Below are 26,815 nucleotides of genomic sequence, written 5' to 3'. Positions count from 1 at the left end.
AAGAAGCCTTCCCGCTACCCTCATCATCACGGCCCCCCAGCCCATGTCAGCCGGCCATATGGCCGTTGGACGGCGGCCGGTCCGCCTTGGCGCGGCCGAAGGCGCGGTTGGGCTGCGCGCCCATCAGGAAGGTCAGCGTGCCGCCCCGGGCCAGCTCGGCATGGCGGATCCAGCTCTTCGTCCAGGGCTTGCCGTTCCAGCGCACCGCGCGAATGTACGGCGTGTCCGGCCCGTTGCCCGGCGCCTCGACCGTCAGCGTGCGCCCGCCGCCGAGCTGGACGGTCGCCCGCTCAAACAGGGGTGAGCCGAAGACATAGACCGCCTCGACCGGATCGACCGGGTAGAAGCCGAGCGCCGACAGCACGAACCAGGCGCTCATCTGCCCGCAATCGTCATTGCCGATGATGCCGTCGGGATCGTTCCTGTACATCTCGGTGCACAGCCGCCGCACCATCGCCTGCGTCTTCCAGGGCGCGCCGACATAGGCATAGAGATAGGGGGCGTGCTGATCCGGCTCGTTGCCATGCGCATATTGGCCGACCAGCCCGCTGATGTCGGGCGGCGCATTGTCCGGCAGGGTCGAGGGCGCGGTGAACAGCGCGTCAAGCTTCGCCTCGAACGTCGCATCGCCGCCCATCTGCGCGATCAGGCCATAGACGTCATGCTGGTTCAGGAACGTCGCCTGCCAGCCATTGGCCTCGGTATAGTCGCGCCACCAGGGCTTGGGCATATGGCCGAGCTGGATGGGGTCATAGGGCGTCCACCAGCTGCCATCTGCGAAGCGCGGGCGGGCGAAGCCGATCCTGCCGTCGATGACATTGCGCCAATTGCCCGAACGCTTGCGCAACCGCTCCGCCGCCGCCGTCTGTCCGGCGGCGCGGGCGAGATGCGCGGCCGCCCAGTCGTCATAGGCATATTCCTGCGTCCGGCTGACGCTTTCGTTCCATTTATCGGCGGGGACATAGCCCAGCCGGTCGTAAAGATCGCGGCCCTTGCTGTTGTCGAGATCGGGCGCGGACCAGTCGAAGCTGCGCCTGGCGATGGCGGGCCAGGCGGCGGCATAGTCGCCCGGGATGCCCTTGGCCTGCGCCTCCGCCAGGATCGGCAGCGAGTGCCAGCCGATCATCGTCCCCGTCTCCACCCCCTGGAGCGGCCAGATCGGCGGGCCATAGGCGCTTTGCTGCGTCTGGCGGATCAGGTCGCCGACCAGGCTCTGCACGCGGTCGGGCGCGATCAGGGTCAGCAGCGGATGCAGCGCGCGATACGTGTCCCAGGTCGAATAGGTCGAATAGGCGCGCTCGCCGGCGGGCAATTGGTGGACCTTGCGATCTAGCCCGACCGTGCGGCCGTCGACATCGGAGAAGAGCGTCGGGGCAAGCTGCGCGTGATAGAGGGCGGAGGCCATGATGGTGCGCTGGTCGGCGGTGCCGCCGGTCACCTGCACCGCGGCGAGATGCCCGGCCCAGCGCGCCTGCGCGGCTTGGCGGGTGCGGTCGAAATCCCAGTGCGACGCCTCGGCGGCCAGGTTGCGGCGCGCGCCGGCCACGTCGACGCCGGAAATGCCGCAGCGGAGCAGGATCGGCGAGGCGCCGGCATCATCATAATGCAGCATGGCCTTCAGCCGCTTGCCCGCGACCGCGCGGGTGCCGGCCGGCTGCTCGGCATCGTCGTCGCCATACAGGGTGATGCGGTCGGGCGCGCGCGACGCCTGCATCGCGAAATAGATGCGCCGCCCCTTGGCCCAGCGATGGACGGTGCGGCCGCCGCTCAGCGTGCCGTCCGCGTCGATCGCCAGCGTCGCGTCAGTGATGAGCGGCGGATTGTCCGAACTGTCATGGACCAGATGCGACAGGTCGACCAGGATATGGCCCGGCCCCTGGGGGAAGCGGTGGCGGTGCCAGCCGGTCCGCTCGGTCACGGTCAGCTCGGACCGGACGCCCGATTGCAGCGTGACGGCATAATAGCCCGGCTCCGCCACTTCGTCGGTGAAGCGCTGGCGATAGCCCGTCTCCGGCGCGGCGAGCGTGCCGGGCAGCAGCTTCACCGGTCCCCGGGTCGGCACCACCAGGACGTCGAGCATGTCGCCGATGCCGGTGCCCGACAGATGCGTGTGGCTGAACCCCATGATCGACGTGTCGGTGCGGTGATAGCCCGAACAGGCGTCCCACCGCTCGACATCGGTATCGGGGCCGAGCTGCACCATGCCGAAGGGCAGGGTCGGGCCGGGATAGGTATGGCCATGGCCGCCGGTGCCGATGAACAGGTTCGCCGCCGCCGGACCCTGTGCCGGCCGGGCCAAAGCGGGCAACGGCAGCGCGCAGGCGGCCAGCGCCGAGGAGGACAGGAGCGAGCGGCGCGACAGCTGGGTCATGCGAAATCCTGGAGCAGATGCGGGCGGGTGTGCGCGAGGGTGACGATCAGCTCGCCGAACAGGCCATTGGCCCAAGCGAACCAGTGGCGCGTGAACTTGGCCGGATCGTCCTGGTCGAAGGCCTCGTGGATGAAGCCGGTGCCGGCATCGGTGTCGCGCAGGGTCCGGAGGCAGGCGCGGATCGTCGCATTGTCGGTGGCGGACAGCGCGCGGACGATCAGCGACATCGGCCAGATCCAGCGCAGGCCGACATGCGGGCCGCCGATCCCCTCGCCCGCGCGGCCGCGGAAGAAATAGGGATTGGCCTCGCTCCACGCCGCGCGTTGCGTCCGCTGCCACAGCGGGTCGGTCATCGACACGCAGCCCAGATAGCCCAGGCCCGACAGCGACGGGACATTGGCGTCGTCCATGAACATCGCATTGCCATAGCCATCGACCTCATAGGCCCAGACCGTCTCACCGTTCGGCAGCCGCATCGTGCCATGCTGGCGCAGCGCCGCCTCCACCTCCGCCGCCAGCGCGGTCGCCTCGCGGGCGAGTTCGGCATCGTGGCGCGCTTCGTTCGCGACCACCGCCAGTTCGCGCAGGCTCGTGACCGCGAACAGGTTGGACGGGATCAGATAGGGATATTGGCAGGAATCGTCGGAGGGACGGAAGCCCGACTGGATCAGCCCGTTGGGCCGCGCCGGATTGCCCCAGCCGCCCAGCGGCATCGTCTCGATGTTGCGGTTCGAGCTGCGCAGGAAGCTGTAGGGGCCGGGCCCATGCTTGCGCTGCTGCTCGCGGAAGGTGCGCAGGATCGCCCGCGCCGCCGCCGCCCAGGTCGCGTCGAACGGGGCCGGATCACCGACCGCGCGCCAATAGCCATGCGCCAGCCGCATCGCATAGCAGAGCGAGTCCACCTCCCATTTCCGCTCGGCGACGCCGGGCTTCATCTCGGTCGTGTCCTTCAGCGACCATTCGAGATTGGTCGGTGCGCTGGGGTCTTCCATGAAGGCGTTGGCGTAAGGGTCGATCAGGATCGAGCGCGACTGGCGGCCGATCAGGCCACGGAACAGCCGTTGCAGATCGGCGTCGCCCTTCGCCAGATGCAGATAGGGCTTCACCTGTGCGGCGGAATCGCGCAGCCACAGGCAGGGGATGTCGCCGGTGATGACGAAGGCGTCGGGCCGGCCGTCCGCCATCCCCATCTTCACCGTGGTGTCGAGCGTGTTCGGATAGCAGTTGCCGAACATCCAGCGCAGCTTGGCGTCGCCGATCCGGGCGGAGACCTGCGCCAGTTCCCGCTCCACCGCGCGGCTGATGAAGCGGCGGTCGGCGGGGGCGGGGCGCTTGCTGGCGAAGTCCGGCTTCGCGGCGGCGAGGGCGGGCGTGGCGGCGAGCGCGGCGGTGCCGGCGATCACGGAACGGCGCGAGACGATCATTTCGGCAGATCCTGGTCGGTGCCGGTGACGGCGAAGTCGAGCCACTGGCCCGGCCCGTCGCCCGGCTGGCCGCCGCCGACCCACAGCCGGTAGGCGCCCGGCGCGACATGGCGGCGACCGTCGCGCTCGACGATGCTCATGCCCCGGGGATCGATGGTGAAGCGCACCCTGGTCCGCGCGCCCTGGCCCAGGGACACGCGGCGGAAGCCGACGAGCTGGCGTTGCAGCACCGGGTCGGTCAGGCCGGGCGTAGCCGTCGCGGCGGGCGGCACCAGATAGGCCTGCACCACTTCGTCGCCACCGCGCGGACCCGTGGCGGACACCTCTGTCTCGACGGTCAGGTCCTGCCCGGCGGCGATGCTGGCGGGCGCACTCGGCTGGCCGTAGCGGAAGGTCGCATAGCTCAGGCCATGGCCGAAGCCCCAGAGCGGGGTGCCGGTGAAGTAGCGATAGGTCCGCTCCTTCATCCCGTAATCGACAAAGGCGGGCAGGTCCGAGGTCTGGCGATAGATGGTCACCGGCAAGCGGCCGGACGGGCTGACCGCGCCGGACAGCACATCGGCCAGCGCGGTGCCGCCCGACTCGCCCGGATACCAGAGCGACAGGATCGAATCGGCGCTGGCGGGATCGACCGCCACCGCGCTGCCGCTCGCCAGCACCAGCACGATCGGCTTGCCCGTCGCCTTGAGCGCGGCGAGCAGCCTCTGCTGCGGCAGCGGCAGGGCGATATCGGTGCGGTCGCCACCGACGAAGCCGGGGACGGAGACGGACAGCGCCTCGCCCTCCAGGTCGGGCGACAGGCCGGCGACGACGACCGCCACATCGGCGTCCTTCACCGCCGCCACCGCCTCCGCGATCAGCGGCTCGGCCGGGGGCAGCCAGAGCAGGCGGAAGCTCTCATCCTCCGACTGATGGTTCAGCTCGATCGTGAAGGGTTGTGCGGTCCCGTCGCTGTCGACGGTCAGCTCGACGCGCCCCTTGGGCAACGGGCCGTCATGCAGCGTCCTGCTGCCCAGCGTCACGCGCGCGGTGTCGTGGGTCTTGCAGTCCTTCCAGCATTGCGCCTGGTCGAGCACCAGCCGGTACTGGCCGGGGCCGGGCGGGGCAAATTCGCCGATCCAGCGCGCGACATAGCCGGTCGCGGGCAGGCCGGGGGCGGGCGCGGTGCGGTTGATGTTGACGTCGATGCGGCGTTCCTGCCGCGTCAGCACCGTCCGGCCGCCGATGCTGTAGGTCGCGGTCAGGCCCGGCTGGCCGTTTGCGCGCAGCGCCGTTTCGGGCAGTACGACCGCCGCGCCGTCCGCCAGCACCGATCCTTGCGCATAGCGCACCGCGCCGAACTTGGCGCGCAGGCCGGCCAGCGGGGTGACGGGGGCGATGGCGGTGCCGTGGTAATTGCCCTCCAGCACGCCCAGGTCGTCGGCATCCGCGCCGATCACCGCCAGACGCGTGGCGGGTTTGAGCGGCAGGCGGTCGCCCCGGTTCTGGAGCAGCACGATCGACTTGCGCGCCGCCTCCAGCGCCAGCGCGCGATGGGCGGGGGTGGCGACCTCGCTCGGCCTGATGCGGCTCCAGGGACTGGTCGCGCCGAACGCGATGCCCAGTTGCTGGCGGGCGCGCAGCACGCGGACCAGCGCGGTATCGACCTCGGCCGGCGTCACCAGCCCGCGCTTGAGCGCCTCGGGCAGGGCGGCATAGGTGGTGCCGCAGTTCAGGTCGTTGCCGCCCCGGATCGCGGCGGCGGCGGCGGCGGCGCTGTCCAGCCGGTAATGGTGGAACAGGTGGATGTTGGCGACCGCGTCGCAGTCCGACACCACGAAGCCCTTGAAGCCCCAGGCCCCGCGCACCCGGTCGTTGAGCAGCGGCCCGTCGGCGCAGGCCGGCGTGCCGTGGATGGAATTATAGGCACACATCAGCGACAGCGCCTTGCCCTCGGTCAGCGTGCGGCGGAACGCGGGCAGATAGGTCGCCTCCACGTCGCGGGGCGAGGGGTCGACGTCGAACCCGTCGCGCCCCGCCTCCGGCCCGCTATGCACCGCCAGATGCTTGGGCGTGGCGACGACGCGCGGATGCGCCGGGTCCGGCCCCTGCAGCCCCTGCACGAAGCCGACGCCGAGCGAGCCGGTGAGATAGGGGTCCTCGCCATAGGTTTCCTGGCCCCGGCCCCAGCGCGGATCGCGGAAGATGTTGATGTTGGGCGACCAGATCGTCAGCCCTTCATAAATGCGCCGGTCGGCGTCCACCGGCTTCGCGTTGAACTTGGCGCGCGCCTCGGTCGAGACGACGGTGCCGACGCGCTGCATCAGCGCGACGTCCCAGGTCGCCGCCAAGCCGATCGCCTGGGGGAAGACGGTCGCCGGACCGTTGCGGGCGAGGCCATGCAGCCCCTCGTTCCACCAGTCATAGGCGGGCAGGCCGGCCGCCGCATCGGCGGGCGCGGTGCTTTGCAGCTGCGCGGCCTTTTGTTCGGGCGTCATCGTCGCGACGGCGGCGGCGACGGGGTCGGCGGAGCCGAGCAGCAGGGCGAGCATCATCATCGGGCAAGGGTCCGGATCGTCAGGGTTTTGCGCGCGGCGGCGGGCAGGCGGACGGTGACGCTCTCGCCCGGTAGCAGGTCGAAGCCATTGTCGGAGGGCTGGCCGCCGGTGAAGGCGCCGACATCGAGCATCACGTCCCGCGCCAGGTTGCGCGCGGTCAGCGTCACGCTGTCGCCCGACCAGCTGGTGGTGATGCCGGGGTCGGGCAGGGCCATGTCCTTGGGTGCCAGCCGGTCGACCAGCACGCGGCTGACGCGCCGGTCGCCGACGAACAGCTCGGCCACCGCATAGCTTTGCGCCGGGGCGGCATCGCCGAACAGCGTCGCGTCGGGGAGCGTCGCGACGGTGGCGGCGGACAGCGGGGCGAGCGTCGCCGCCTCCTCGCGCGTCGACAGCACCGCGCCGGCCATGTCGCGCACCGTCAGCCGCCAGCGGGCCGGCGTCGGCGTGGTGGCGTCGGACACCAGGGTCACGCGCGTCGCCCCGTCCTTATGCTCGGCGACGATGACTTGCGGCGCGAAGAAGCGGCGCGCGGCATAATGGAGCAGCTTCCACCGCCCGTCATAATCGACGCTCGCCCAGCTGATCGAGGGCCAGACATCGTTGAGCTGCCAGTAGAGCGAGCCCATCGTCACCGGCCGGCAGGCGCGGTGGTGGCGGGCGGCGAGGTCGATCGCCTGCGCCTGGTTGACCTGGGTCAGATAGACGAAGTCGGCGAAGTCCTTCGCGGGACGCAGCCGCTGGTCGATATAGAATTGCAGACGGGCATTGCCCTCGCCGGCCAGGAACTTCTGGTGCGCCTTCATCACCGCGCTGTCGGCGACGAGCCGCCCCTTGCCGGCGAAGCCCCGGATCGTCGCCATCGCCGGCATCGACTGGAAGCCATATTCGGACATGAAGCGCGGGCAGGAATCGAGATAATTCTCGACCGGCTTGGAGCCCGACCAGACATCCCAGAAATGTCGGTCGCCATTGGCGTCGGTATCCACCGGCCCCTCATAATCGCTGGAGGGCGATCCGGGCATATAGGGGGTGCCGGGGCTGTTCGCGGTCACCGCGCCGCGCAGCACCCGGTCGAACAGCACCGCCATGCCGGTGCCGATCCGCTCCTGCCCATCGGGGCCGATCGCCTTCTTATATGCCTTGCGGTCGGACCAGTTCTCCCAGCCCGACAGCACTTCGTTATTGCCGGTCCAGATCACGATCGAGGGATGGTCGCCCAGTCGCGCGACCTGCTCGTCCGCCTCGACCCGCACATTCTCGCGGAACGCGGCGTCGGGGGGCGTGACCGCGCCGCCGAACATGAAGTCCTGCCACACCATCAGGCCCATCCGGTCGGCCATCTCGTAGAAGCTGTCGTCCAGATAATAGCCGCCGCCCCAGACGCGGATCATGTTCATGTTCACGTCGCGCGCGGCGGTGAGCAGCGACTGCATCGTCTGCGTGGTGACGCGCGCGGGGAAGCTGTCGAACGGGATCAGGTTCGCGCCCTTGGCGAAGATCGGCGTGCCGTTGACGATAAAGCCGAACGCGCCGTCCTTGCGGTCGAGCGTCACGGTGCGCAGGCCGATCTGGCGGCGGGCCTGGTCGACCACCTCGCCCTTCGACGCCAGCGTCGCGGCGACAGTGTAGAGCGGTTGCGCGCCATAGCCGACCGGCTGCCAGCGCTGCGGCTGGGTGATCGACAGGGGCACGCTGACATCGTTGCGGCCCGCCGCGACGCTCGCCTGCCGCTCGGCGGTCAGGGTGCGGCCATCGGGGGTGGTGACGGTCGCGCGGATCGTCACCGTCTCGGCCCGGTCGGCGACGACGGTGGCATGGGCGGTCAGTCGCGCCTCGGCATCGGTCAGCGCCTCCTGCGCGACGCGGAAGCGGTCGAGCCGGGCATCGTCCCAGGCCTCCAGCCGCGCCGGCCGCCACAGGCCGATGGTGACGATGCGCGGGCCCCAGTCCCAGCCATATTGATATTTGGGCTTGCGGATATAGGGCGAGGTCTGCTTGCCCTTGGGCTCGTCGCCGAATGCGGAATCATATTCGCCGGGCAGCGGGTTCTTCTCCGCCAGCACCATCGGTTGCAGGTTGCGGATCGGCGAGGCGATCGTGACCAGGACCTCGTTCGCGCCGGGCTTGAGCAGCGCCTTGGCATCCGCGCGCCAGCGGCGGTGCGCATTGTCGCCGGTCAGCAGCACCGTGCCGTTGACCCGCACCGTCGCGAACGTGTCCAGCCCGTCGAACACCAGGTCGAGATGGTCCCGCGCCAGCATCGCGGGCGTGACGGTCAGGCTGGTGCGGAACTGCCAGTTGGAAAGGCCGACCCACTGGATCGCGCCTTCATTGGTGCCGGTAAAGGGATCGGGCACGCGATGCGCGGCGATCAGATCCTGCTGCACGCTGCCGGGGACCGAGGCGGGCAGCCAGCGCGCCTCTCGCGGATGCGCCTTGATCGCGCCGGCATCGGCGGGGTCGAGCCGGACCTGCCAGCCCGTGTCCAGCGACACCGTGTCGCGCGGGGCGGCGAGCGCGGGCGCGGCGAGCAGGACGATCAGCGCGGCCTGTCCGAGCAGGCGACCCAGCCTCACTTGCGGCGCTCCGTCAGTTGCATCCGTTCGACCGCATAAAAGGGGTCCGATGTCGGCGAGGTGAACTGCATGCAGATATCTCCATCCGCCAGGCCGGCGGGCAGCGTGCCGGTGAAGCGGAAGCGGTTGGGCGCGCTGGCCGGATCGGGCAGCGGGAAGGTGGCGAGCACCGGCCGCTTCGGCCCGTCCGTCACCGGGCAGCCGGCGGTCAGGACCAGCTCGCCATAGGGCGTGACATTGTAATGCCGGCGGACCTTCGTGGCGTCGTGCGCCAGGCCATAGTGGCGCGGCAGCCGCGCGACCTCGACCGTGAAGCCCTCCGACAGCGACAGCGGCGCAGCCGGATAGGCGGTGCAGGTGTCGAAGATATTGGCATTGAAGGCGGGCGCATTCGCCGTCGCCTCCGACGACAGCGGCACGCGCAGGCCGAGCGCCCCGAGCGGGCAGGCGGTGAACTGGCTGGCGTCGCGCGTCATCAGCGCGGCGCGGCTGGTGGCGAAGTCGCGCGCCGTCGCCAGCGCCGCGCCGTCCGGTCCGAAGGCGGCGGCGCGGATCGTGGTGCCCGGCGTCAGCGACAGCGGCGCGGCATAGGCGCGCGCGCGGGCGGTCGGCACGCTGCCGTCCAGCGTGTAGCGGATCGTGCCCGCGCCCGCCTGGGTCGCCAGCGCGACCGTCACGCGGTTCGCGCGCAACGCGTCGGCGGCGCTGCCCTGGACCGTATAGCCGACCGCGAAGGCGCTGTCCGCCACCTCCATGCCGGACCGCCGCCAGCGGGCGATCTGCGGCTGGAGCCGGTCGAGAAAGCCGGGGAAGTCGCGGGCCGCCTTGGGCGACCAGCTGATCTCCGCCAGCGCGGCGGCGCGCGGGAAGATCACATGCTGCACCTGATAGGGGGTGACCAGATACTCGCTCCAGCTGTTCGCCTGCGCGCCCAGCACATGGCGCGCCTTGTCGGGGGCGATGCCGGCGGGCATCGGTTCGTATTTGTAGACATCGGCCAGCGTCTGGATCGACAGGCGGCCGGGCGGCTCGTCGCCCCGGTCGCTTTGCAGGCTGTCGAAATAGAGGGTCGGCGCGGGCGACAGCACCACGTCATGCCCCTGATTGGCGGCGTCCACCGCGCCCTTCTCGCCGCGCCACGACATGACGGACGCGGAGGCGGGCAGGCCGCCCTCCAGGATTTCGTCCCAGCCGATCAGTCGCCGGCCCTTGGCGGCCAGATAGGCGCCGAACTGGTCGATCAGCCAGCTCTGCATCTGCATCTCGGTCTTGAGGCCCAGCCCCCGCATCTGCGCCTGCACCTGGGGCGAGCGTTCCCACTGGTCCTTCACCGCCTCGTCGCCGCCCAGATGGATATAGGTGCCGGGAAACACCGCCATCAGCTCGTCGAGAATATCCTCGATGAAGCGGACGCTCTTGGCCTGCGGGTTGAGGAGATAGGGATTGACGCCCCAGTCATGGCTGACCGCCGGCCGGTCGCCCAGGACGCCGTGCTCGGGATAGGCGGCGACCAGCGCCTGGGCATGGCCGGGCAGGTCGATCTCCGGCACGATGTCGACGCCGCGCGCCGCCGCATAGGCGACCAGCCCGCGCAACTGCTCCTGCGTGTAGAAGCCGCCGACGCGCGGGCCCGGCGCGCCGCCGCTCGACGGGGGGGTGCGCCACGCGCCGATCTCGGTCAGCTTCGGATAGCGCTTCACCTCGAACCGCCAGCCCTGATCGTCGGTCAAATGGAGATGCAGCGTGTTGAGCTTCACCGCCGCCATCTGGTCGACGATGCCGTAGAGGAATTCGATCGGCTGGAAATGGCGGGCCGGATCGATCATCAATCCACGCCAGGCGAAGCGCGGCGCATCGGCGATGGCGAGCGCGGGCACCACCGCCGGCTTGCCGAAGGCGCGGTCGGGGCTGATCAGCTGCGCCAGCGTCATCGCGCCATAGAGAAGCCCGCGATCGCCCGAGGCGGTGATGCGGATGCCCTGGCGGTCGACGTCCAGCCGATAGGCCTCCGCCCCGGTGACGCTGGCATCGCGGACGAAGCGGATTGGGGCATCGCCCTGGACGGGGGCGAGGGTCAGGCCGCGCTCCGTCTTCACATGCGCGGCGAGCAGCCGGGCGGCGGCGGCGGCCCCGGCGTCACCGGCGGGGGTGCCGACACGCGCGCCATCGCTGACGGTGAAGCTGCCCGCGCCACGGGTGACCGATTGCGGCATGGGGACCAGGGGCAGCGGCGCGCTCTGCGCCCCGGCGGTTGCGGCCGACACGAGCAACGTCGTGGCAAGAAGAAGCGACGCGTTGCGGATCATGACCGGCCCCCTGGTTTCGTTTTGGTATGGTCAGGTATCATGACGAAGCCGGACGGCCGCGTCCATGCCGTTGATCCCCTCGCGCAAAAAAAGGGCCCCGGCGCGAACGCCGGAGCCCGAATATGGCGGAACCCTACCGTGTCGGTGCGGTCCCGCAGGGGAGGTCCGAATTACATGCGGAAGGTGGCGCTCGCCGCGAAGGTCCGGCCGTTCTTGTAAAAGGCGGTCGGGCGATCCGGGGTGGCGTTATACTGGCGATAGGTCTCGTCGAGCAGGTTCTGCGCGTTGACCGCGATCGAGATGTCCTTGGTCAGGTTCAGGCTCGCCGAGAAATCGAGCTGGCTATAAGGCGCGACCATCTCGCGCGAGTTCAGGCGACCGATCGTGCGGAAATAGGAGCTGCGGTAATTGTAGCTCAGACGCGCCTGGAACGGCCCGCTCTCGAAATAGGGGATCACGTTCACGGTATGCTTCGACAGGTACGGCAGGTTCAGCTCCGCGCCGCTCGAGTCGACCGACGAGGTGCTGCTGTCCTGATAGCTGTAATTCGCCTGGAGACCGAAGCCGGCCCAGATCTCGCTCTGCGCCGACACCAGCACGCCGTTGACCTTGGCCTTGCCGCCGTTGATCGGCTGGTTGACGCTATAGGTCGTCAGGCGGTTCTGCAGCGAGTTGAAGAACTCGGCATTGGTGCGGGTGTTGATGATGTAGTTGCTGATGTCGCGACGGAACAGCTCCGCCGCCAGCAGCGTGCCGGCACGCGGATAATATTCCGCGGTCAGCTCGTAATTGACCGACTCATAGGGCTTCAGGTTCGGGTTGCCGCCGCCGCCATCGAGCGTCACGTCGTTGAGCGAGGTCGCCGCCGCCAGATCCTGATAGCGCGGACGCGAGATCACCTTGGCCACCGAGCCGCGGAAGATCAGATGCGCGCCGGCTTCATAGGCGATGTTGAAGCTGGGCAGGAACTTCAGATAATCGGTCGTGGTGCGGGTCGGTACCGGCACCGGATTGACCACGCCGCTCAGCGTCAGCGCATAGTCGGACACGTCCTGCGTATAGACCAGCCGGCCGCCCAGATTGCCGCGGAAGCCGCCCTGGTCGAAGTTGAGCTGCGCATAGGACGCCGCGACAGTTTCCTTGACGCGGGTCGACGCACCGATCTTGTTGACGAGCGGGCTGTTGATCGCATTCGCCAGGATGTCGATCACCGCCTGTTCGGGCAGGTTGAGATAGCGGGTCGCGTTGCCGGTGCCGCCGCTGCCCGAGAAGACGCCGTCCGGGGTCACCAGCGTGGTGACGCCAAGCTGCGATGCGAGCTTCGAGCTCTGCAGATAGGTGTTGATGCCGCGTGCGTCGACGCGGTTGACATGTTCGGTCACGCGAGAACCGAGCAGCAACTGGGTGAAGGGGCCGAACGACACCGGGATCACCGCGTCATAGCCGCCGAAGATATCGCGATCGGTGGTGACGCTATAGTCCAGGCCACCGATCTGGGCGGCGTTGAGCCGCGTGCCGTTGACGATCACCGGACGCCCTTCGATCTGCGCCGGATTGTTGTTCGGATTGGTGAAATAATTCGCCGGATTGGTCGGATCGCCGACGAAGTTCACCGCTGCCGAATTATTGGTGAAGGCGTAGCTGAACGGCAGCTTGGTCTGCACGTTGAACAGATATTCCGGGTTGCGACCGCCCGTCGCCTTCGACCAGCCGCCCACGAAGCTGACCTTCGCGCCGTTGTCGCCTTCCCAGTCGCCGAAGAAGTTGATGTTGTCGGTCTTCAGCTTGGTGTGACGCACCAGCGTGTCGAGCTGCGCGCTCTGGTTGGTCGCGGCGGCGAAGCTCGCCGAATTGACCACGCCGTTCGCGACGTTCGCCGTCTGCAGCACATTGCCGGTCCAGGCGACCGGGATGGTGTACATCGACTGGCTGTAGTTATTGTAGTTGCCGTCGATGTGCAGGCCGTTCAGCGTGAAGGTGAGCTGTTCGGTCGGGCGGAACTGCGCCGTGCCGGACACGCTCATGCGCTGGCGCTGCTGCTGGAAATAGGCGTAGTTGATGCCGAACGGCGCGACGGCGTTGATCAGGTCGTTCTTGCTGCCGCCGGTGACGGTCGCATTCGGGTTCTTCAGGACGCCCTGGCCCGACGCGTCGCGCACCACGCTGCCGTCGCTGTTCTTCTGGAAGAAATCGGCGCCGCTCTGATAGCCGAAGAACTCGACGCCCGCGCGGGTCAGGTTCTGCTTGTCATAGGTGACCGCGCCCAGGATGCCGAACGTCTCGCTCCGGTTCTTCCAGCTGTAGAGGCCCGACGCGCGGACATTGCCCTTTTCCGAACGGTCGTTGTACGAATAGCCGCCCGAGGCGAAGATCGAGTTGGCCGGCAGGTCGAGCGGCCGGCGGGTGCGCACGATCACCGTGCCGCCCAGGCTGCCTTCTTCGATCCGCGGCTCGGGCGACTTGTACACTTCGAGGCGGTCGACCAGCTCGGGCGCGAGCAGCGAATAGTTGAACGTGCGGCTGCTGGGGTCGTTGTCGTTGCCGCCCCAATCGGCGGAGGCCAGCGCATGGCCGTCGAGCAACATGCGGTTGAGCGCCGGATCGGTGCCCAGGATCGCGACCTTCTCGCCCTCGCCGAAGCGACGGTCGATGCTGACGCCGGGGATGTGCGACAGCGATTCGGCGACGTTGCGGTCGGGGAACTTGCCCACATCCTCGGAAGTGATGACGTCGACCACGGCGTTCGCCTGGCGCTTGACGTTGATCGCCTCGCGCAGGCTGCCGCGAATGCCGGTGACGACGATGTCGTCGCTCGCCTCGCTCGGCGTCTCGCTGTTCGCGGACGTCTCGGGCGGCGGCGTCTGCTGCGCATGGGCCGTGCCCGCGAAGCCCGCCATGGCGGTGGTGACCAAGATCAGATGCCGAAAGCGCATAGCATTCCCCAAATCCGGAGATGCGCCAGTCGCGCCGCTCCCCCCAAAAGCCCTGCATCATCCGCGACTGGCGGATGGTCGCGCCCCCGGCCGATCGTCGCGTCGGTCCATTGGGTGCGGCCGGTAACATAACCAATATGTATCCACTCCGCCATCCGAAATTACGGTTGTATTACAGGGGTGCGGCAATGGTCTAAAGTAATGTTTTGTAAGGATATTATCTGCAAGGGGCCGGCCCGGCGGTAACGATTGCGACGAGAGTGCGCGGTATCGCATTGATATCATCGAAGGACTGTAACCGGTTCACGATCGCAACACAGGTCAGCCCGGCATTTGTGCATCGTCCGATTCTCGGGTGGCACGGGATCGGTCCGGAAAGGTCTTGACAAAGCTGCCGTTCCGACGCGCTTGTAGCATACCGGCCGTTCGAGGGGCGGTGGCGCGGGTCCGACGATGTCGCCGGGCGACATGGCAAGGACTGGAACACGCATGGCATTCTCCGATCAGGTCGGGCAGATTCGCGAGGATCACCCTTCGCCGCTCTATCTCCAGCTCCAACAGCTGATCCGCGACGCGATCGGCAACAACGTCCTGACCCAGGGCGAGGCGATCCCCGCCGAACGCGACCTGGCGACTGAATATGGCATTTCGCGCATCACCGTGCGCAAGGCGATCGAGGGGCTGGTCGAGGACGGGCTGCTCACCCGCCGACGCGGGGCCGGCACCTTCGTCGCGGGACGGGTGGAGAAGAGCTTCTCCAAACTCTCCTCCTTTTCCGAGGACATGGCGGCGCGCGGCAAGTCGGCGTCGAGCAGTTGGATCTCGCGCGCGGCGGGCACCGTCTCGCCCGAGGAATCGATGGCGCTGGGCCTGTCGCCGGGCGCGCCGGTGTTCCGGTTCCAGCGCATCCGCTATGCCGACGACCAGCCCATGGCGCTCGAATTCTCGACCATCGCGGGCTATTGCCTGCCCTCGGTCGGCGCGGTCGGGGAGTCGCTCTACAGCGCGCTGGAGAAGTCCGGATGCCGCCCGGTGCGGGCCTTGCAGCGCTTGCGCGCCGTGCCCTTCGGCCCCGATCATGCCAAGATGCTGGGCGTCGACAATGGCCAGCCCGGCCTGCTGATCGAACGGCGCGGATTCCTGAAAGATGGCCGAGCCGCCGAATTTACCCGTTCCTATTATCGTGGCGACGCCTATGACTTCGTGGCCGAATTATCGGATATATGATTTATAACGTCCGGGGGATGTAACGCCATGAATCGACGGCAGCTTCTGTCGGCCAGTGCTGGTCTGGGGGCTCTCACCCTGGCGGGGCGCGGCGATGCCGCCCCGGGCGGTCCGGCGATGGGGGAGGGTGGCGCGCTGCCGATGCCGGCCCCGTCCCGCGAGCTGCCCGAGGCGCTGGCGGTGCAGGACCCGGACCGGACCCTGCTGGAGCGCGGCTGGCTCTTCCATCCGGGCGACATCGTCCCGCCGCCCGCGACGACGCACGAGGCGACCTATCTGCTCGCCAAGGCGGGCAATGCGCCGGGTGCGGCGGCGATGGCCTATGACGATTCGGACTGGCAGGCGGTGCGCGTGCCGCACGACTGGGCCTCGTTCCAGCCCTTCGTGGAAACCGCCAATGTCTCGCAGGGATATCGCCCGCGCGGGATCGGCTGGTATCGCCGCACGCTGTGGCTGGATCCGGCGGATCGCGGTAAGCGGATCGAGTTGCAGTTCGACGCCATCGCCACCCATGCCACCATCTGGGTCAATGGCAGCCTGGTCGCGCATAACTGGTCCGGCTATAACAGCATCAACATCGACCTGACGCCGTTCGCGCGCTTCGGCGACGAGATGAACGTCATCGCCGTGCGCGTCGATGCGGAGGCGATGGAGGGCTGGTGGTATGAGGGCGCCGGCCTCTATCGCCATGTCTGGCTGATCCGCCGCGCGCCCGTCGCGATCGCGACCGATGGCGTGCATTGCGATCCCCGCCAGGGCGCGGACGGGCAGTGGCGGGTGCCGGTCGCGGTCACCCTGTCCAGCGTCGCGCGCGAGGCCCGGACGGTGCGGGTCGAGGCGGAGCTGTTCGCCCCCGACGGCCGCAGCCTCGCCACCGCCGCGACCGTGGCGACGGTCGCGGCGCTGGACGAGGCGGTCGCCACCATGACGCTGGCGGCCGGCACGCCGACGCTCTGGTCGGTCGAGCGGCCGACCCTCTACCGCGTCGTCACCCGCGTGATCGCGGACGGTATGGGCGTCGACGAGCGGCGCATCCCGATCGGCTTCCGCACGCTCCGCTTCGATGCGGAAAAGGGCTTCTTCCTCAACGGCCGATCGGTGAAGCTGAAGGGGGTCTGCCTGCACCAGGACCATGCCGGGGTCGGCGTGGCGGTGCCCGATGCGCTGATCCGCTGGCGGCTGGAACGGCTGAAGGCGATGGGCTGCAACGCGATCCGCTGCTCGCACAATGCGCCCGCGGCCGAGTTCCTCGACCTGTGCGACCGCATGGGCTTCCTGGTGATGGACGAGAACCGCCAGTTCAATCCCGCGCCGGAGACGACGGCGCAGCTGGAATGGATGGTGCGGCGCGACCGCAACCATCCCAGCATCATCCTGTGGTCGGTGTTCAACGAGGAACCGATGCAGGGGACCGAGGCGGGCGCGGAGATGGTGCGGCGCATGGCCCATGCCGTCCACCAGCTGGACGACAGCCGGCCGGTGACGGCGGCGATGAACGGCAGCTTCTTCGATCCGGTCAATGTGTCGAGCGTGGTCGATGTCACCGGGTTCAACTATTACCAGGGCGATTACGACAAGTTCCACCGCGTCTACCCGAAGCGGCCGCTGACCAGTTCGGAGGATACCAGCGCGTTCGAGACGCGCGGCGCCTATGCCAGCGACCCGGCGAAGCACGTCATCACCTCCTATGACGACGAGGCCGCCTCCTGGGGCGGCACGCACCGCGCGACCTGGAAGGCGATCATGGACCGGCCGTTCGTGGCGGGCGGCTTCGTCTGGACCGGTTTCGACTATCATGGCGAGCCGACGCCCTATGCCTGGCCGACCATCTCCAGCTTCTTCGGTATCCTCGACCTGTGCGGCTTCCCCAAGACCGCGTTCGACATCCACCGCGCCGCCTGGACCGACGATGCGCCGGTGGTCGGGCTAGCGCCGCACTGGAACTGGGCGGGGAAGGAGGGACAGCCGATCCGAGTCTTCGTCGCCAGCAATGCCGAGCAGGTGCGGTTGCGCCTGAATGGCCGCGACCTGGGCACACAGGCGGTCGACCGGCTGATGGGCAATGTCTGGACCGTCCCCTATGCCCCCGGCCGGATCGAGGCGGTGGCGCTGAGCGGCGGCCGGGAGGTCGCGCGCGCGGCGCAGGAGACGTCGGGGCCGCCGGTCGCGCTGCGCCTGACCCCGGCGCGGACGGTGATGGCCGGTGATGACGAGGATGTGCAGCCGGTCACGATCGACGCGGTCGACGCGCGGGGCCGGCACGTGCCGACCGCCAACCTGCCGACCCGATTCACGGTCGAGGGCGCGACCATCATCGGCGTCGGCAATGGCGATCCCAATAGCCATGAATCGGAAAAGGGCGGCGCGCGGTCGCTGTTCAACGGCCTGGCGCAGGCGATCCTGCAAGCGGAGGCCGGACGTGGCCGGATCGTGATGCGCGCCGAGGCGGACGGGCTGAAGCCGGCGCGGCTGGTGATCGACCGGCTGGCGGTGCCGCCGCGCGCGCAGGTGCCGGTCACCCCGGCGGCCCAGGCCTTGCGCGAATGGCGACGCTCGGCGGCCTTTGCCGAACGGCCGGCGACCGACCTCGCCCCGGCGGATGGCGACAATAACAGCTGGGCGTTTCAGCGCGGCAGCCTGGCGGTGCCGGCCGATCCGGCGGGGCGCTGGCGGCTCTATCGCGGCACGGTGACGCCGTGGCGGCGCACGGCGGCGGAGGGCGGCATGTTGCGCTTCGCCGAGGTGACGGGCCGCGCCGAACTCTGGGTCGACGGCCGCAAGGTGGCGGTGAAGGACGCCGCCGCCCCCGCGCCGTTCGAGGGGCCCTTGCCGGCCGGCACGGGCGAGCGGCGCGTCGTGCTGCTGGTCGAGGCGGCGCCGGGGGCGGCGTCGGGGATCACCGGCGGGGTGACGCTGACGGGGCGGTAGGTCCCTGCGCTCCGGCCCCGGCCGGAGAGCGACGCCTTACAGGAAACTATAGGGGTCCACGTCGACGGTCACCCGCGCCTTGGGCGACCAGTCGAGCTTACCCAGCCAGTCGCGGATCACGTCCTGCACGTCGAGCGCGCGGCGGGCATGGACCAGCAGGCGGAAACGGTGGCGGCCGCGCAACATCGCCAGTGGCGCGGGCGCGGGGCCATAGACCATCATCCCCTCCACCTGCGGCGCGCTGCGCCCGACCAGCCGGGCGGTTTCCTGCGCACAGGCCTGATCCTCCGAGCTGACGATGATCGCGGCATAGCGGCCGAAGGGGGGCGCGCCGGCATCGCGCCGGGCCTCCGTCTCCGCCGCGTAGAAGGCATCCGAATCGCCCGTCACCAGCGCCTGCATCACCTGGGCCGAGGGGCTGTGCGTCTGGATATAGACATGGCCCGGCTTGGCTCCGCGCCCGGCGCGGCCCGACACCTGGCGGATCTGCTGGAAGGTCCGCTCGGCGGCGCGCAGGTCCCCGCCCTCCAGCCCCAGATCGGCGTCGACCACGCCGACCAGGGTCAGGTTGGGGAAGTGATAGCCCTTGGTGACGAGCTGGGTGCCGACGACGATGTCGATATCGCCCGCCTCCATCCGCCCGACGAACTCCGCCGCCTTTGCCGGCGACCAGATGGTGTCGGAGGTGACCACCGCCACCTTCGCCTCCGGGAACAGGGCGGTGACCTCGTCGGCGATCCGCTCGACGCCGGGACCGCAGGCGACCAGCGATTCCTCCGCCTGGCATTCGGGGCAGGCGCGCGGCGTCGGCATGACATGGCCGCAATGGTGGCAGGCCAGGCGGCGCACCAGCCGATGCTCGACCATCCAGGCGGTGCAGTTGGGACATTGGAAGCGGTGGCCGCAATTGCGGCACAGCGTCAGCGGCGCATAGCCGCGCCGGTTGAGATAGAGCAGCGACTGTTCGCGCTTCTCCATCCGGTCCTTCATCGCCGCGACCAGCTTGGGGGCGAGCCATCGGCCGCGCTCGGGCGGCTGGCTGAGCAGGTCGATCGCCTCGATCGTCGGCATCTCGGCGACGCCGTAGCGGCCGGGCAGCTTCAGTTCGGCATAGCGGCCCAGCTCGACCTGCTGGCGCGTCTCGATCGCCGGGGTGGCGGAGGCGAGGATCACCGGGCATCGCTCGAACAGGCCGCGCATCACCGCCACGTCGCGCGCGTGGTAATGCACGCCCTCCTCCTGCTTGAAGCTCGTCTCATGCGCCTCGTCGACGACGATCAGGCCGAGATTGCGATAGGGGAGGTAGAGGGCCGAGCGGGCCCCGACGGTCACCAGCGCCTCGCCGCTGGCGATGGCGCGCCAGGCGCGGCGGCGCTGGGTCGAGCGCAGGCCGCTGTGCCACGCCACCGGCTCGCAGCCGAACCGGTCGTGGAACCGCTTGAGGAACGGCTCGGTCAGCGCGATCTCGGGCAGCAGGACGATGGTCTGCCGGCCCTGCCGGATCGCCTCCGCCACCGCCTCGAAATACACCTCGGTCTTGCCCGATCCGGTGACGCCGTCGAGCAGGGTCGGCTGGAAGGCGCGGGCATCGACATTGGCGACCAGCACGTCCGCGACGGCGCGCTGGTCATCGGACAGGGTCGGTGCGCCGTGATCGGGGTCCGGTCGGGGATAGGGGCTGTCGATATCTACCTCGACCGCCTCGATCGCCCCCGTCTTGACCAGGCCGCGAATCACCGCGTCGGACACTTCCGCGATCGTCGCCAGTTCGCGGATCAGGCCCTGGCGGTCGGCGATCCGCTCCAGCGCCTGTTCGCGCTGCGGGGTCAGGCGCGGGGGCATCTCGCCCGTGGCGCGATATTCGGTGACGCTGCGCGCGCCCTCCAGCGCGGAGGTGGAGGACAGGCACATGCGCAGCACGGCGGCGGGGGGCGCGAGGTAATAGTCGGCGGTCCACTCCACCAGCCGGCGCAGCGAATCGCCCAGCGGCGGCACCGGCGCGGCGGCGAGCAGCGGGCGCAGGCGATTGTCGCCGACCTCGCCCTCGGACGGCATCCGCTCCGGCTCCCACACCACGCCGAGCAACTGGCGGGGCCCGAGCGGCGCGACGACGATCGAACCGGGCTCGACCGCCATGCCATGCGGCACGCGGTAATCGAGCGGACCCAGGGCGGCATTGAGCAGGAGGACGCGGGCACGGGACATGTCGCCGGCCATATGGGGGTTTTGGCGCGGATCGGAAAGCCGCCGCGCTGGCGCGGCGGCCGGCGGACTGGCACAAGCGGCGGGTGACCCCCGCGCTCCCGCATCCGCTCGCCGCCCGCTGGGCCGCGCATCTCGCCGATGTGCGCCGCCGCTCCACGCATACGGTGCGCGCCTATCATGCCACCGCCGACCGGCTGCTCGCCTTCCTGCGCGACCATTGGGGCGAACCGGTGACCTCGACCCGGCTGGCCGCGCTGACCAGCGCCGACCTGCGCGCCTATCTGGCCGCGCGACGGGGGGAGGGGCTGACCAACGCCTCCGCCGCGCGCGAATTGTCGGCGGTGCGCGGGTTCCTGGAATGGGCGGAGATCGAGCCGCCGCGGCTGCGCGCGCCGCGCGCGCCCCGATCGGTGCCGCGCCCGGTCGCGCCCGCCGATGTGCTGGCGCTGGCGGAGGAGGTGGCGGACGAGGCGCTGGAGCCGTGGATGGCGGCGCGCGACTGGGCGTTGCTGCTGCTGCTCTATGGCGCGGGCCTGCGGATCGGCGAGGCGATGGCGCTGACCGGCCGCGTCCTGCCGCTCGGCGAGACGCTGACGGTGCAGGGCAAGGGCGGCCGGACGCGGATCGTGCCGCTGCTCGCGCAAGTGAAGGGCGCGATCGACGCCTATGTCGCGCAATGTCCCTGGGCGATGGCGAAGGATGCGGCGCTGTTCCGGGGCCTGCGCGGTGGCCCGCTGTCGCCGACGCTGATCCGCCGCGCGATCCGGGGCGCGCGGGCGCGGCTGTCGCTCGGGGAGCGGACGACGCCGCACGCGCTGCGTCACAGTTTCGCGACGCACCTGCTGGGACGCGGGGCGGACCTGCGGTCGCTCCAGGAACTGCTGGGCCATGCCAGCCTGTCGTCGACGCAAATCTACACGGCGGTGGACGCGGCGCATCTGCTCGACGTGTACCGCCATGCGCATCCTCGGGCCTAGAGCCCGATGACATGACTGGACCTGGAAACGTCATTGCGAGCGCAGCGAAGCAATCCAGGGCGTCACGCGCGCGGCTGTGGATTGCTTCGCTGCGCTCGCAATGACGGCTTGGGTCCGCTCGATGTCGTCCTGCTCTACGGTGTTTCGGTTCGCGCCAAGCTGCGAAGGGAAGACGGTGCTCCCCCGCGGAGGCGCGGACCCATTCTTCTCTTTACGCTTCGGCTCAGCGTGACCTGACCCCTATTCCTCGCGCGGTTTCCAGGTGACGACCCGGTAGAGATAATAGCCGAGCACCGCGACCATCGTCGCGATCGCCAGCGGTCCGACATAGCGGTCGAGCTGCTCGAAATTGCGGTCGAGCAGGATGCCCGCGCCCGCCAGGATGATGTTCCAGATCGTCGTCCCGGCGCTGGTCGCGACCAGGAAGCGCCAGCGCGGCATCTTCGCCATGCCGGCGGGCAGCGAGATGATCGTGCGGAAGCTGGGCATGAAGCGGAACACGAAGATCACCCAGCCGCCGCGATCGTGGAAGAAGCGGGTGATCGCCTCCACATCCTGCCAGTCGACGGTCAGCCAGCGCCCCCAACGGTCGACGAACGGCTTCAACCCCCGATAGCCGAACTTCCGGCCGAGCGCGTACCAGAAGTAATTGCCGATCACGGACCCGACCGTGCCGGCGAGCAGCAGCCAGCCGAGCTGCATCTGCCCCCGCGCCACCGCCATCCCGCCCAGCCCCATGATCACCTCGGAGGGGATGGGCGGAAAGATATTCTCCAGCGCCATCAGGGCGACGATGCCCAGATAGCCGCCGCGCGCGATCCATTCGAGGATGAAGTCGGTCATGCCCGACTCAACGCCGGGCGGCGACCTTGGCTTCGATGCTGTCCCAGATCATGCCAGCGACATCGGTGCCGTCGAACGTCTCGATCGCGACAATGCCGGTCGGCGAGGTGACGTTGATCTCGGTCAGCCACTCGCCGCCGATCACGTCGATGCCGACGAACAGCAGCCCGCGCCGCTTCAGCTCCGGCCCCAGTTCCGCGCAGATGGCCCGCTCGCGGTCGGTCAGCTCGGTCTTCTCCGCCGATCCGCCGACCGCCAGGTTGGAGCGGATCTCGCCTTCGCCGGGCAGGCGGTTGATCGCGCCCGCCACCTCGCCATCAACCAGGACGATTCGCTTGTCGCCCTTGGCCACGGCGGGCAGGAAGGCCTGGATCATGTGCGGTTCGCGCCAGGTCTGGTTGAACACCTCGATCAGCGCCGACAGGTTCGCCCCGTCCGCACCGACACGGAAGATCGCCTTGCCACCATTGCCGTGCAGCGGCTTGACCACGATCTCGCCATGCGTCGCCAGGAAGGCGCGCGCCTCCTCCAGCGAGCGGGTGATGAGCGTCGGCGGCATGAAATGCGCATAGTCCAGCACGAACACCTTTTCGGGCGCGTTGCGGACGCTGTGCGGATCGTTGACGACCAGGGTCTGCTCCGCGATCCGCTCCAGCAGGTGCGTCGCGGTGATATAGCCCAGGTCGAAGGGCGGGTCCTGGCGCATCAGGATGACGTCGACCTCGGCCCCCAGGTCGAGGCGGACGGGCGCGTCGAAGCGGAAATGATCGCCCGCCACCCGCTGCACCGTCACCGGATGCGCGCGCGCCGTCAGCCGCCCGTCGGACCAGTTGAGATCCTCCGGCCCGTAATGGAACAGGCGATGCCCGCGCGCCTGGGCCGACAGCATCAGCGCGAAGCTGGAGTCACCGGCGATGTTGATGCCGGCGAGCGGGTCCATCTGGACCGCGACGGAAAGGGACATGGGCACTCCGATCGGGCTTGGGGCTGTGGCGGCGGGATGTAGGCGCGTCTCAGCCGCCGATCCAGGCATTCTCGATATGACGCGGCCGGCAACCGGGGGCGAGCAGCAGCACGTCGACGCGGATATCGTCGCCCGGCCCCGCATAGCGCGGCATCAGCAGCTCCGCCGCCGCCGCAACCCGCGCCAGCCGGCGCTCGTCGATCGCCCAGTCGAGATCGGCGGCGGTCGCGCGCGTCTTCACTTCGATGAAGGCGACGAGCGAACCCCGGCGCGCGACCAGATCGACCTCGCCGGCCGGTGTCCGGACCCGGCGGTCCAGCACCTGCCAGCCCTTCAGCCGCAACCACCACCCCGCCAGCCGCTCGCCCCGCCGGCCGGCGGACTCGGCCTTCTGGCGGTGCGCGGCGGTCCGGGGGCGGGAAGGGCGGAGCATGGCGTGCAGGGTGGCGGGGTGCGGGGCGGGTGGCAAGAGGCACGGTCGCGCGCGTCAGCTTAACGGCGCGTACCCCAGTTGCGGTGAGAGCCGAACGATCTGGCTAAGCATCCCGTCTGGTTTCTCCATCCGCTTTATGGCGTTTCGGAAACGATCAATCGGGAAGACGCAAGAGACAGGTAGAGGTTGGCTAAGCAATCCGGAGCTTCGTCCCATCGAAAATGCGTTTCAGGGAATGCCGGATCGGCACAAGCGCGGCATAGAATGTGTCCAGCACGTGCCGTATGTGGAGTGTCTATGTACCGCCCTCCTGTCTTTCGTGAAAACCGTCCTGATGTGCTTTACGAAGCGATCCGGGCGTATCCGCTTGGAACGCTTGTCACCTATGGAAAGTCGGGTTTGATGGCTAACCTCATACCATTCACACTCCGGGTTGAGCCAACGTCTATTATGCTACGGGCACATTTAGCCAAAGCGAACGAGCAGGTGGCGCACCTTGAAGAGGGATCACCGATATTGGCGATCTTCCAAGGGCCACAGGCTTATATCAGCCCCTCATGGTACGCGACCAAGAGAGAGCATGGGAAAGTTGTGCCGACTTGGAATTACGTCACCGTGCAGGTGCGTGGCACACCGGTGATGGTCGAGTGCCGAGATTGGCTGCGGGACCAGATTGATGAACTGACATCGACGCATGAGCGCGGGAGGGCCGATCCGTGGAGCTTGGATGATGCTCCCGCAGACTTCATTGCAAGTCAGATGAAAGGTATAATTGGACTGGAAGTCCCAATCGAGAGGATCGAAGGGAAATGGAAGGTGAGCCAGAATCAACCGATGCCAAATCGTATCGGGGTCGAGTCCGGTTTACGAAATGACAACCAGATGGATATGGCTGATGAGGTTGCTGCAAGGGGGCGCTGAATAAACGCTCGATCCGTATGGTTTTACATAGTCGATCATTTCTGGAACCCTATCCTCTCGTCACTCAGCGCGGATAGCGCCGCCGCGTCATTGCTCTGTGGGGGGGCGCTCCTCATCCTCACCCCTCCGCCTTCATCGCCAGCGCTCGCGCATACAGCGCCTTGCGGTCCAGCCCCAGGCGCTTCGCCACCTCGCCGGCGGCCTTGGCGGCGGGGAGGCGGGTGAGGGCTTCGGCCAGCGCCGTGTCGCCTTCCTCCGCGCTGGCGGGCGGGGCCTCGCCGGGGGGCGCGACGACGATGACGATCTCGCCCCGGGGCGGGGCGTCGGCATAGCGGTCGGCGAGCGTCGTCAGCGTGCCCGTCACCGCCTCCTCGAACCGCTTGCTGATCTCGCGCGTCACGGCCGCCTCGCGATCGCCCAGCACCGCCGCCAGCGTCGCCAGGCAAGCGCCCAGGCGCGGGCCGGATTCGTAGAGGACCAATGTCGCCCGCACCGCCGCCACCTCGGCAATGGCATCGGCGCGCGCCTTCTCCTTGGGTGGCAGGAAGCCCAGGAACAGGAAGCGGTCGGTCGGCAGGCCGGCGAGCGTCAGGGCCGCCACCGCCGCGCACGGGCCGGGAATCGTCACCACCGCATGGCCGGCCGCGCGCGCGTCGCGGACCAGCTTGTAGCCGGGATCGGAGATCAGCGGCGTGCCCGCATCCGACACCAAAGCCACCGCCTCCGTCGCCATCCGCGCGATCAATCCGGGTCGGACCCCTTCGGCATTATGGTCGTGGTAGGGAACCATCGGGCGCTTCGCACCGATATGGCGGAGGAGGCCGGCGGTGACGCGGCTGTCCTCCACGGCGATGACGTCGGCACGCGAAAGAATGTCGGCCGCACGGGGGCTTAGGTCGCCGAGATTGCCGATCGGCGTCGCGACGATGTAGAGTCCGGGTTCAAGAGGAGACATGGGGATGCACATGGCAGAGGCGACGGGGTCGCTGCAACGGGGGCGTGTCGGGCGCTGGTTCGCGCTGGCCGCCGCGGCGTTGCTCGGCGCCTGTTCGACGGTGGTGCCGCGCGGGGTCGAACCGCCCGCGCCGCCGCCCCAGGCGACCGCGCCCGTCGTCCGTCCCCCGGCCGGGGTGGAGCCGGGCTTGCCGCGCGACGAGGCGCGCAATCGCGTCGCGCTGCTGGTGCCGCTGAGCGGGGCCAATGCCGGTGTCGGCCGCTCGATCGCCAATGCGACGATGCTGGCGCTGCTGGACACCCAGGCCAAGTCGGTCCGCATCACCAATTACGACACGGCCGGCGGCGCGGCGGCGGCGGCGAGCCGCGCGATCGCCGAGGGCGCGCAACTGATCCTGGGGCCGCTGCTGGCCGACAATGCCCGCGCGGTCGCGCCGATCGCGCGCGCGGCGGGCGTGCCGGTGCTGTCCTTCTCCAACGACACCAGCGTGGCGGGGCCGGGCACCTATGTGATGGGCTATGTCCCGGCCCAGTCGATCGCGCGCGTCGTCGATTATGCGCATGAGCGCGGCGTCACCAGCTTCGCGGGGCTGGTGCCCAACGGCCTCTATGGCGAGCGCGCCTCTACCGCCTTCCTGCGCGCGGTCGAGGGGGCGGGCGGGCAGGTCGTCTCGCTCCAAACCTATGGCCGCGCGGCCGGGGCGGTCGGCGCGGCGGCGCAGCGGCTGGTCGCCAAGGCCCCCTATGACGCGGTGATGATCGCCGACAGCGCCCCGGTAGCGGCGGTCGCCGCGCCCGTCGTCAAGCGCGCGAGCGGGGCGGGCACGCACCTGCTCGGCACCGAATTGTGGAATTCGGAAAACGGCCTGGCGGCGAAGACCGCGCTGGCCGGGGCTTGGTATGCCTCGGTGTCGAACACGCTCTATCGCCAATATGCGATCAAGTACCGGGCGCGCTACGGCGCCTCCCCCTATCGCCTGTCGAGCCTCGGCTATGACGCGGTGCTGCTAACCGTGCGCATCTCGCGCGACTGGGCGACCGGCCGGCCCTTCCCGGAGGCGAAGCTGCGCGATCCGGACGGGTTCGCCGGGATCGACGGCGCGTTCCGCTTCGGCCGCGACGGCGTCGCCGAACGCGCGCTGGAGGTGCAGGAGGTGCGCCCGGGCGGCAGCATCGTCGTCTCCCCCGCGCCGGCCGGCTTCGGGGGATAGGG

General features: G+C 69.2%; 16 protein-coding genes. 5 read left to right on the top strand and 11 right to left on the bottom strand.

Going from position 1 to position 26,815, the window contains the following annotated elements:
* Positions 1 to 46: 46 nt before the first annotated feature.
* From QE452_RS11930 to QE452_RS11905, 6 genes are all read right to left on the bottom strand, one after another.
* The gene (locus QE452_RS11930) at positions 47 to 2,371 is read right to left on the bottom strand and encodes a GH92 family glycosyl hydrolase (RefSeq protein ID WP_309657654.1); all 2,325 of its coding nucleotides are present in this window, start codon (positions 2,369 to 2,371) and stop codon (positions 47 to 49) included.
* Entirely contained in the window at positions 2,368 to 3,795 is a 1,428-nt protein-coding gene (locus QE452_RS11925) for a glycoside hydrolase family 125 protein (RefSeq protein WP_309657655.1), read from the bottom strand. The genes QE452_RS11930 and QE452_RS11925 overlap by 4 nt, the downstream gene beginning before the upstream one ends.
* Positions 3,792 to 6,332 (bottom strand): glycoside hydrolase family 3 C-terminal domain-containing protein, encoded by a 2,541-nt coding sequence (locus QE452_RS11920; RefSeq protein WP_309657656.1) that lies wholly within the window; start codon positions 6,330 to 6,332, stop codon positions 3,792 to 3,794. Before QE452_RS11920 ends, QE452_RS11925 begins: the two co-directional genes overlap by 4 nt.
* Positions 6,329 to 8,911 carry a glycosyl hydrolase 2 galactose-binding domain-containing protein gene (locus QE452_RS11915; RefSeq protein WP_405052766.1) on the bottom strand — a complete coding sequence of 861 codons (2,583 nt, stop codon included), beginning with the start codon at positions 8,909 to 8,911 and terminating at the stop codon, positions 6,329 to 6,331. Before QE452_RS11915 ends, QE452_RS11920 begins: the two co-directional genes overlap by 4 nt.
* A complete protein-coding gene (locus QE452_RS11910; protein ID WP_309657657.1) occupies positions 8,908 to 11,217 on the bottom strand; it encodes a family 20 glycosylhydrolase in 2,310 nt (769 codons plus the stop codon). Before QE452_RS11910 ends, QE452_RS11915 begins: the two co-directional genes overlap by 4 nt.
* 170 nt (positions 11,218 to 11,387) lie before the next feature.
* Positions 11,388 to 14,150 (bottom strand): TonB-dependent receptor, encoded by a 2,763-nt coding sequence (locus QE452_RS11905; RefSeq protein ID WP_309657658.1) that lies wholly within the window; start codon positions 14,148 to 14,150, stop codon positions 11,388 to 11,390.
* Between the two features lie 489 nt (positions 14,151 to 14,639).
* On the opposite strand from QE452_RS11905, the gene QE452_RS11900 reads away from it, so the two are divergent.
* Positions 14,640 to 15,377 (top strand): GntR family transcriptional regulator, encoded by a 738-nt coding sequence (locus tag QE452_RS11900; protein WP_184113473.1) that lies wholly within the window; start codon positions 14,640 to 14,642, stop codon positions 15,375 to 15,377.
* Positions 15,378 to 15,404: 27 nt separating this feature from the next.
* Complete coding sequence (galA, locus tag QE452_RS11895; protein ID WP_309657659.1) at positions 15,405 to 18,305, top strand: beta-galactosidase GalA; 2,901 nt, start codon at positions 15,405 to 15,407, stop codon at positions 18,303 to 18,305.
* A gap of 36 nt (positions 18,306 to 18,341) precedes the next feature.
* On the opposite strand, the gene QE452_RS11890 is transcribed toward galA, so the two are convergent.
* Entirely contained in the window at positions 18,342 to 20,510 is a 2,169-nt protein-coding gene (locus QE452_RS11890; protein WP_309657660.1) for a primosomal protein N', read from the bottom strand.
* Between the two features lie 83 nt (positions 20,511 to 20,593).
* Here QE452_RS11890 and QE452_RS11885 point away from each other — a divergent pair, with 83 nt between their 5' ends.
* The gene (locus QE452_RS11885; RefSeq protein WP_309657661.1) at positions 20,594 to 21,487 is read left to right on the top strand and encodes a tyrosine-type recombinase/integrase; all 894 of its coding nucleotides are present in this window, start codon (positions 20,594 to 20,596) and stop codon (positions 21,485 to 21,487) included.
* 240 nt (positions 21,488 to 21,727) lie between these two features.
* Here the strand turns inward: QE452_RS11885 and QE452_RS11880 are convergent, their stop codons facing one another.
* Genes QE452_RS11880 through QE452_RS11870 form a run of 3 tightly spaced genes read right to left on the bottom strand, consistent with a single transcriptional unit; the run spans position 21,728 to position 23,727 of the window.
* Positions 21,728 to 22,330, bottom strand: a complete 603-nt coding sequence (locus tag QE452_RS11880) for a DedA family protein (RefSeq protein ID WP_309657662.1) — start codon at positions 22,328 to 22,330, stop codon at positions 21,728 to 21,730.
* 7 nt (positions 22,331 to 22,337) lie between these two features.
* The gene (gene gshB / locus QE452_RS11875; protein WP_309657663.1) at positions 22,338 to 23,294 is read right to left on the bottom strand and encodes a glutathione synthase; all 957 of its coding nucleotides are present in this window, start codon (positions 23,292 to 23,294) and stop codon (positions 22,338 to 22,340) included.
* Positions 23,295 to 23,343: 49 nt separating this feature from the next.
* Positions 23,344 to 23,727 carry a YraN family protein gene (locus QE452_RS11870; RefSeq protein ID WP_309657664.1) on the bottom strand — a complete coding sequence of 128 codons (384 nt, stop codon included), beginning with the start codon at positions 23,725 to 23,727 and terminating at the stop codon, positions 23,344 to 23,346.
* Positions 23,728 to 24,024: 297 nt separating this feature from the next.
* Here QE452_RS11870 and QE452_RS11865 point away from each other — a divergent pair, with 297 nt between their 5' ends.
* Positions 24,025 to 24,648 carry an FMN-binding negative transcriptional regulator gene (locus tag QE452_RS11865; RefSeq protein WP_309657665.1) on the top strand — a complete coding sequence of 208 codons (624 nt, stop codon included), beginning with the start codon at positions 24,025 to 24,027 and terminating at the stop codon, positions 24,646 to 24,648.
* A 118-nt stretch (positions 24,649 to 24,766) separates the two neighbouring features.
* Here QE452_RS11865 and rsmI read toward each other — a convergent pair whose 3' ends face one another.
* Positions 24,767 to 25,603 (bottom strand): 16S rRNA (cytidine(1402)-2'-O)-methyltransferase, encoded by an 837-nt coding sequence (gene rsmI / locus QE452_RS11860; protein WP_309657666.1) that lies wholly within the window; start codon positions 25,601 to 25,603, stop codon positions 24,767 to 24,769.
* Positions 25,604 to 25,607: 4 nt separating this feature from the next.
* Between rsmI and QE452_RS11855 the strand changes: the two genes are divergently transcribed.
* Positions 25,608 to 26,813, top strand: a complete 1,206-nt coding sequence (locus tag QE452_RS11855; RefSeq protein WP_405052765.1) for a penicillin-binding protein activator — start codon at positions 25,608 to 25,610, stop codon at positions 26,811 to 26,813.
* Positions 26,814 to 26,815: the final 2 nt, after the last annotated feature.

The sequence above is a fragment of the Sphingomonas sp. SORGH_AS_0438 genome (genome assembly GCF_031453475.1).
In the GTDB taxonomy this organism is placed as follows: Bacteria; Pseudomonadota; Alphaproteobacteria; order Sphingomonadales; family Sphingomonadaceae; genus Sphingomonas.
The sequence above is the reverse complement of the archived record's forward strand: the minus strand, read 5'-3'. Positions and strand labels throughout refer to the sequence as shown.

What these genes read in the sequence shown, in the direction of transcription:
- QE452_RS11930 (WP_309657654.1), bottom strand. Translation starts at nt 2,371, where the DNA reads ATGACCCAGCTGTCGCGCCGCTCGCTCCTGTCCTCCTCGGCGCTGGCC.
- QE452_RS11925 (WP_309657655.1), bottom strand. Translation starts at nt 3,795, where the DNA reads ATGATCGTCTCGCGCCGTTCCGTGATCGCCGGCACCGCCGCGCTCGCC.
- QE452_RS11920 (WP_309657656.1), bottom strand. Translation starts at nt 6,332, where the DNA reads ATGATGATGCTCGCCCTGCTGCTCGGCTCCGCCGACCCCGTCGCCGCC.
- QE452_RS11910 (WP_309657657.1), bottom strand. Translation starts at nt 11,217, where the DNA reads ATGATCCGCAACGCGTCGCTTCTTCTTGCCACGACGTTGCTCGTGTCG.
- QE452_RS11905 (WP_309657658.1), bottom strand. Translation starts at nt 14,150, where the DNA reads ATGCGCTTTCGGCATCTGATCTTGGTCACCACCGCCATGGCGGGCTTC.
- QE452_RS11900 (WP_184113473.1), top strand. Translation starts at nt 14,640, where the DNA reads ATGGCATTCTCCGATCAGGTCGGGCAGATTCGCGAGGATCACCCTTCG.
- galA (WP_309657659.1), top strand. Translation starts at nt 15,405, where the DNA reads ATGAATCGACGGCAGCTTCTGTCGGCCAGTGCTGGTCTGGGGGCTCTC.
- QE452_RS11890 (WP_309657660.1), bottom strand. Translation starts at nt 20,510, where the DNA reads ATGTCCCGTGCCCGCGTCCTCCTGCTCAATGCCGCCCTGGGTCCGCTC.
- QE452_RS11880 (WP_309657662.1), bottom strand. Translation starts at nt 22,330, where the DNA reads ATGACCGACTTCATCCTCGAATGGATCGCGCGCGGCGGCTATCTGGGC.
- gshB (WP_309657663.1), bottom strand. Translation starts at nt 23,294, where the DNA reads ATGTCCCTTTCCGTCGCGGTCCAGATGGACCCGCTCGCCGGCATCAAC.
- QE452_RS11870 (WP_309657664.1), bottom strand. Translation starts at nt 23,727, where the DNA reads ATGCTCCGCCCTTCCCGCCCCCGGACCGCCGCGCACCGCCAGAAGGCC.
- QE452_RS11865 (WP_309657665.1), top strand. Translation starts at nt 24,025, where the DNA reads ATGTACCGCCCTCCTGTCTTTCGTGAAAACCGTCCTGATGTGCTTTAC.
- rsmI (WP_309657666.1), bottom strand. Translation starts at nt 25,603, where the DNA reads ATGTCTCCTCTTGAACCCGGACTCTACATCGTCGCGACGCCGATCGGC.
- QE452_RS11855 (WP_405052765.1), top strand. Translation starts at nt 25,608, where the DNA reads ATGCACATGGCAGAGGCGACGGGGTCGCTGCAACGGGGGCGTGTCGGG.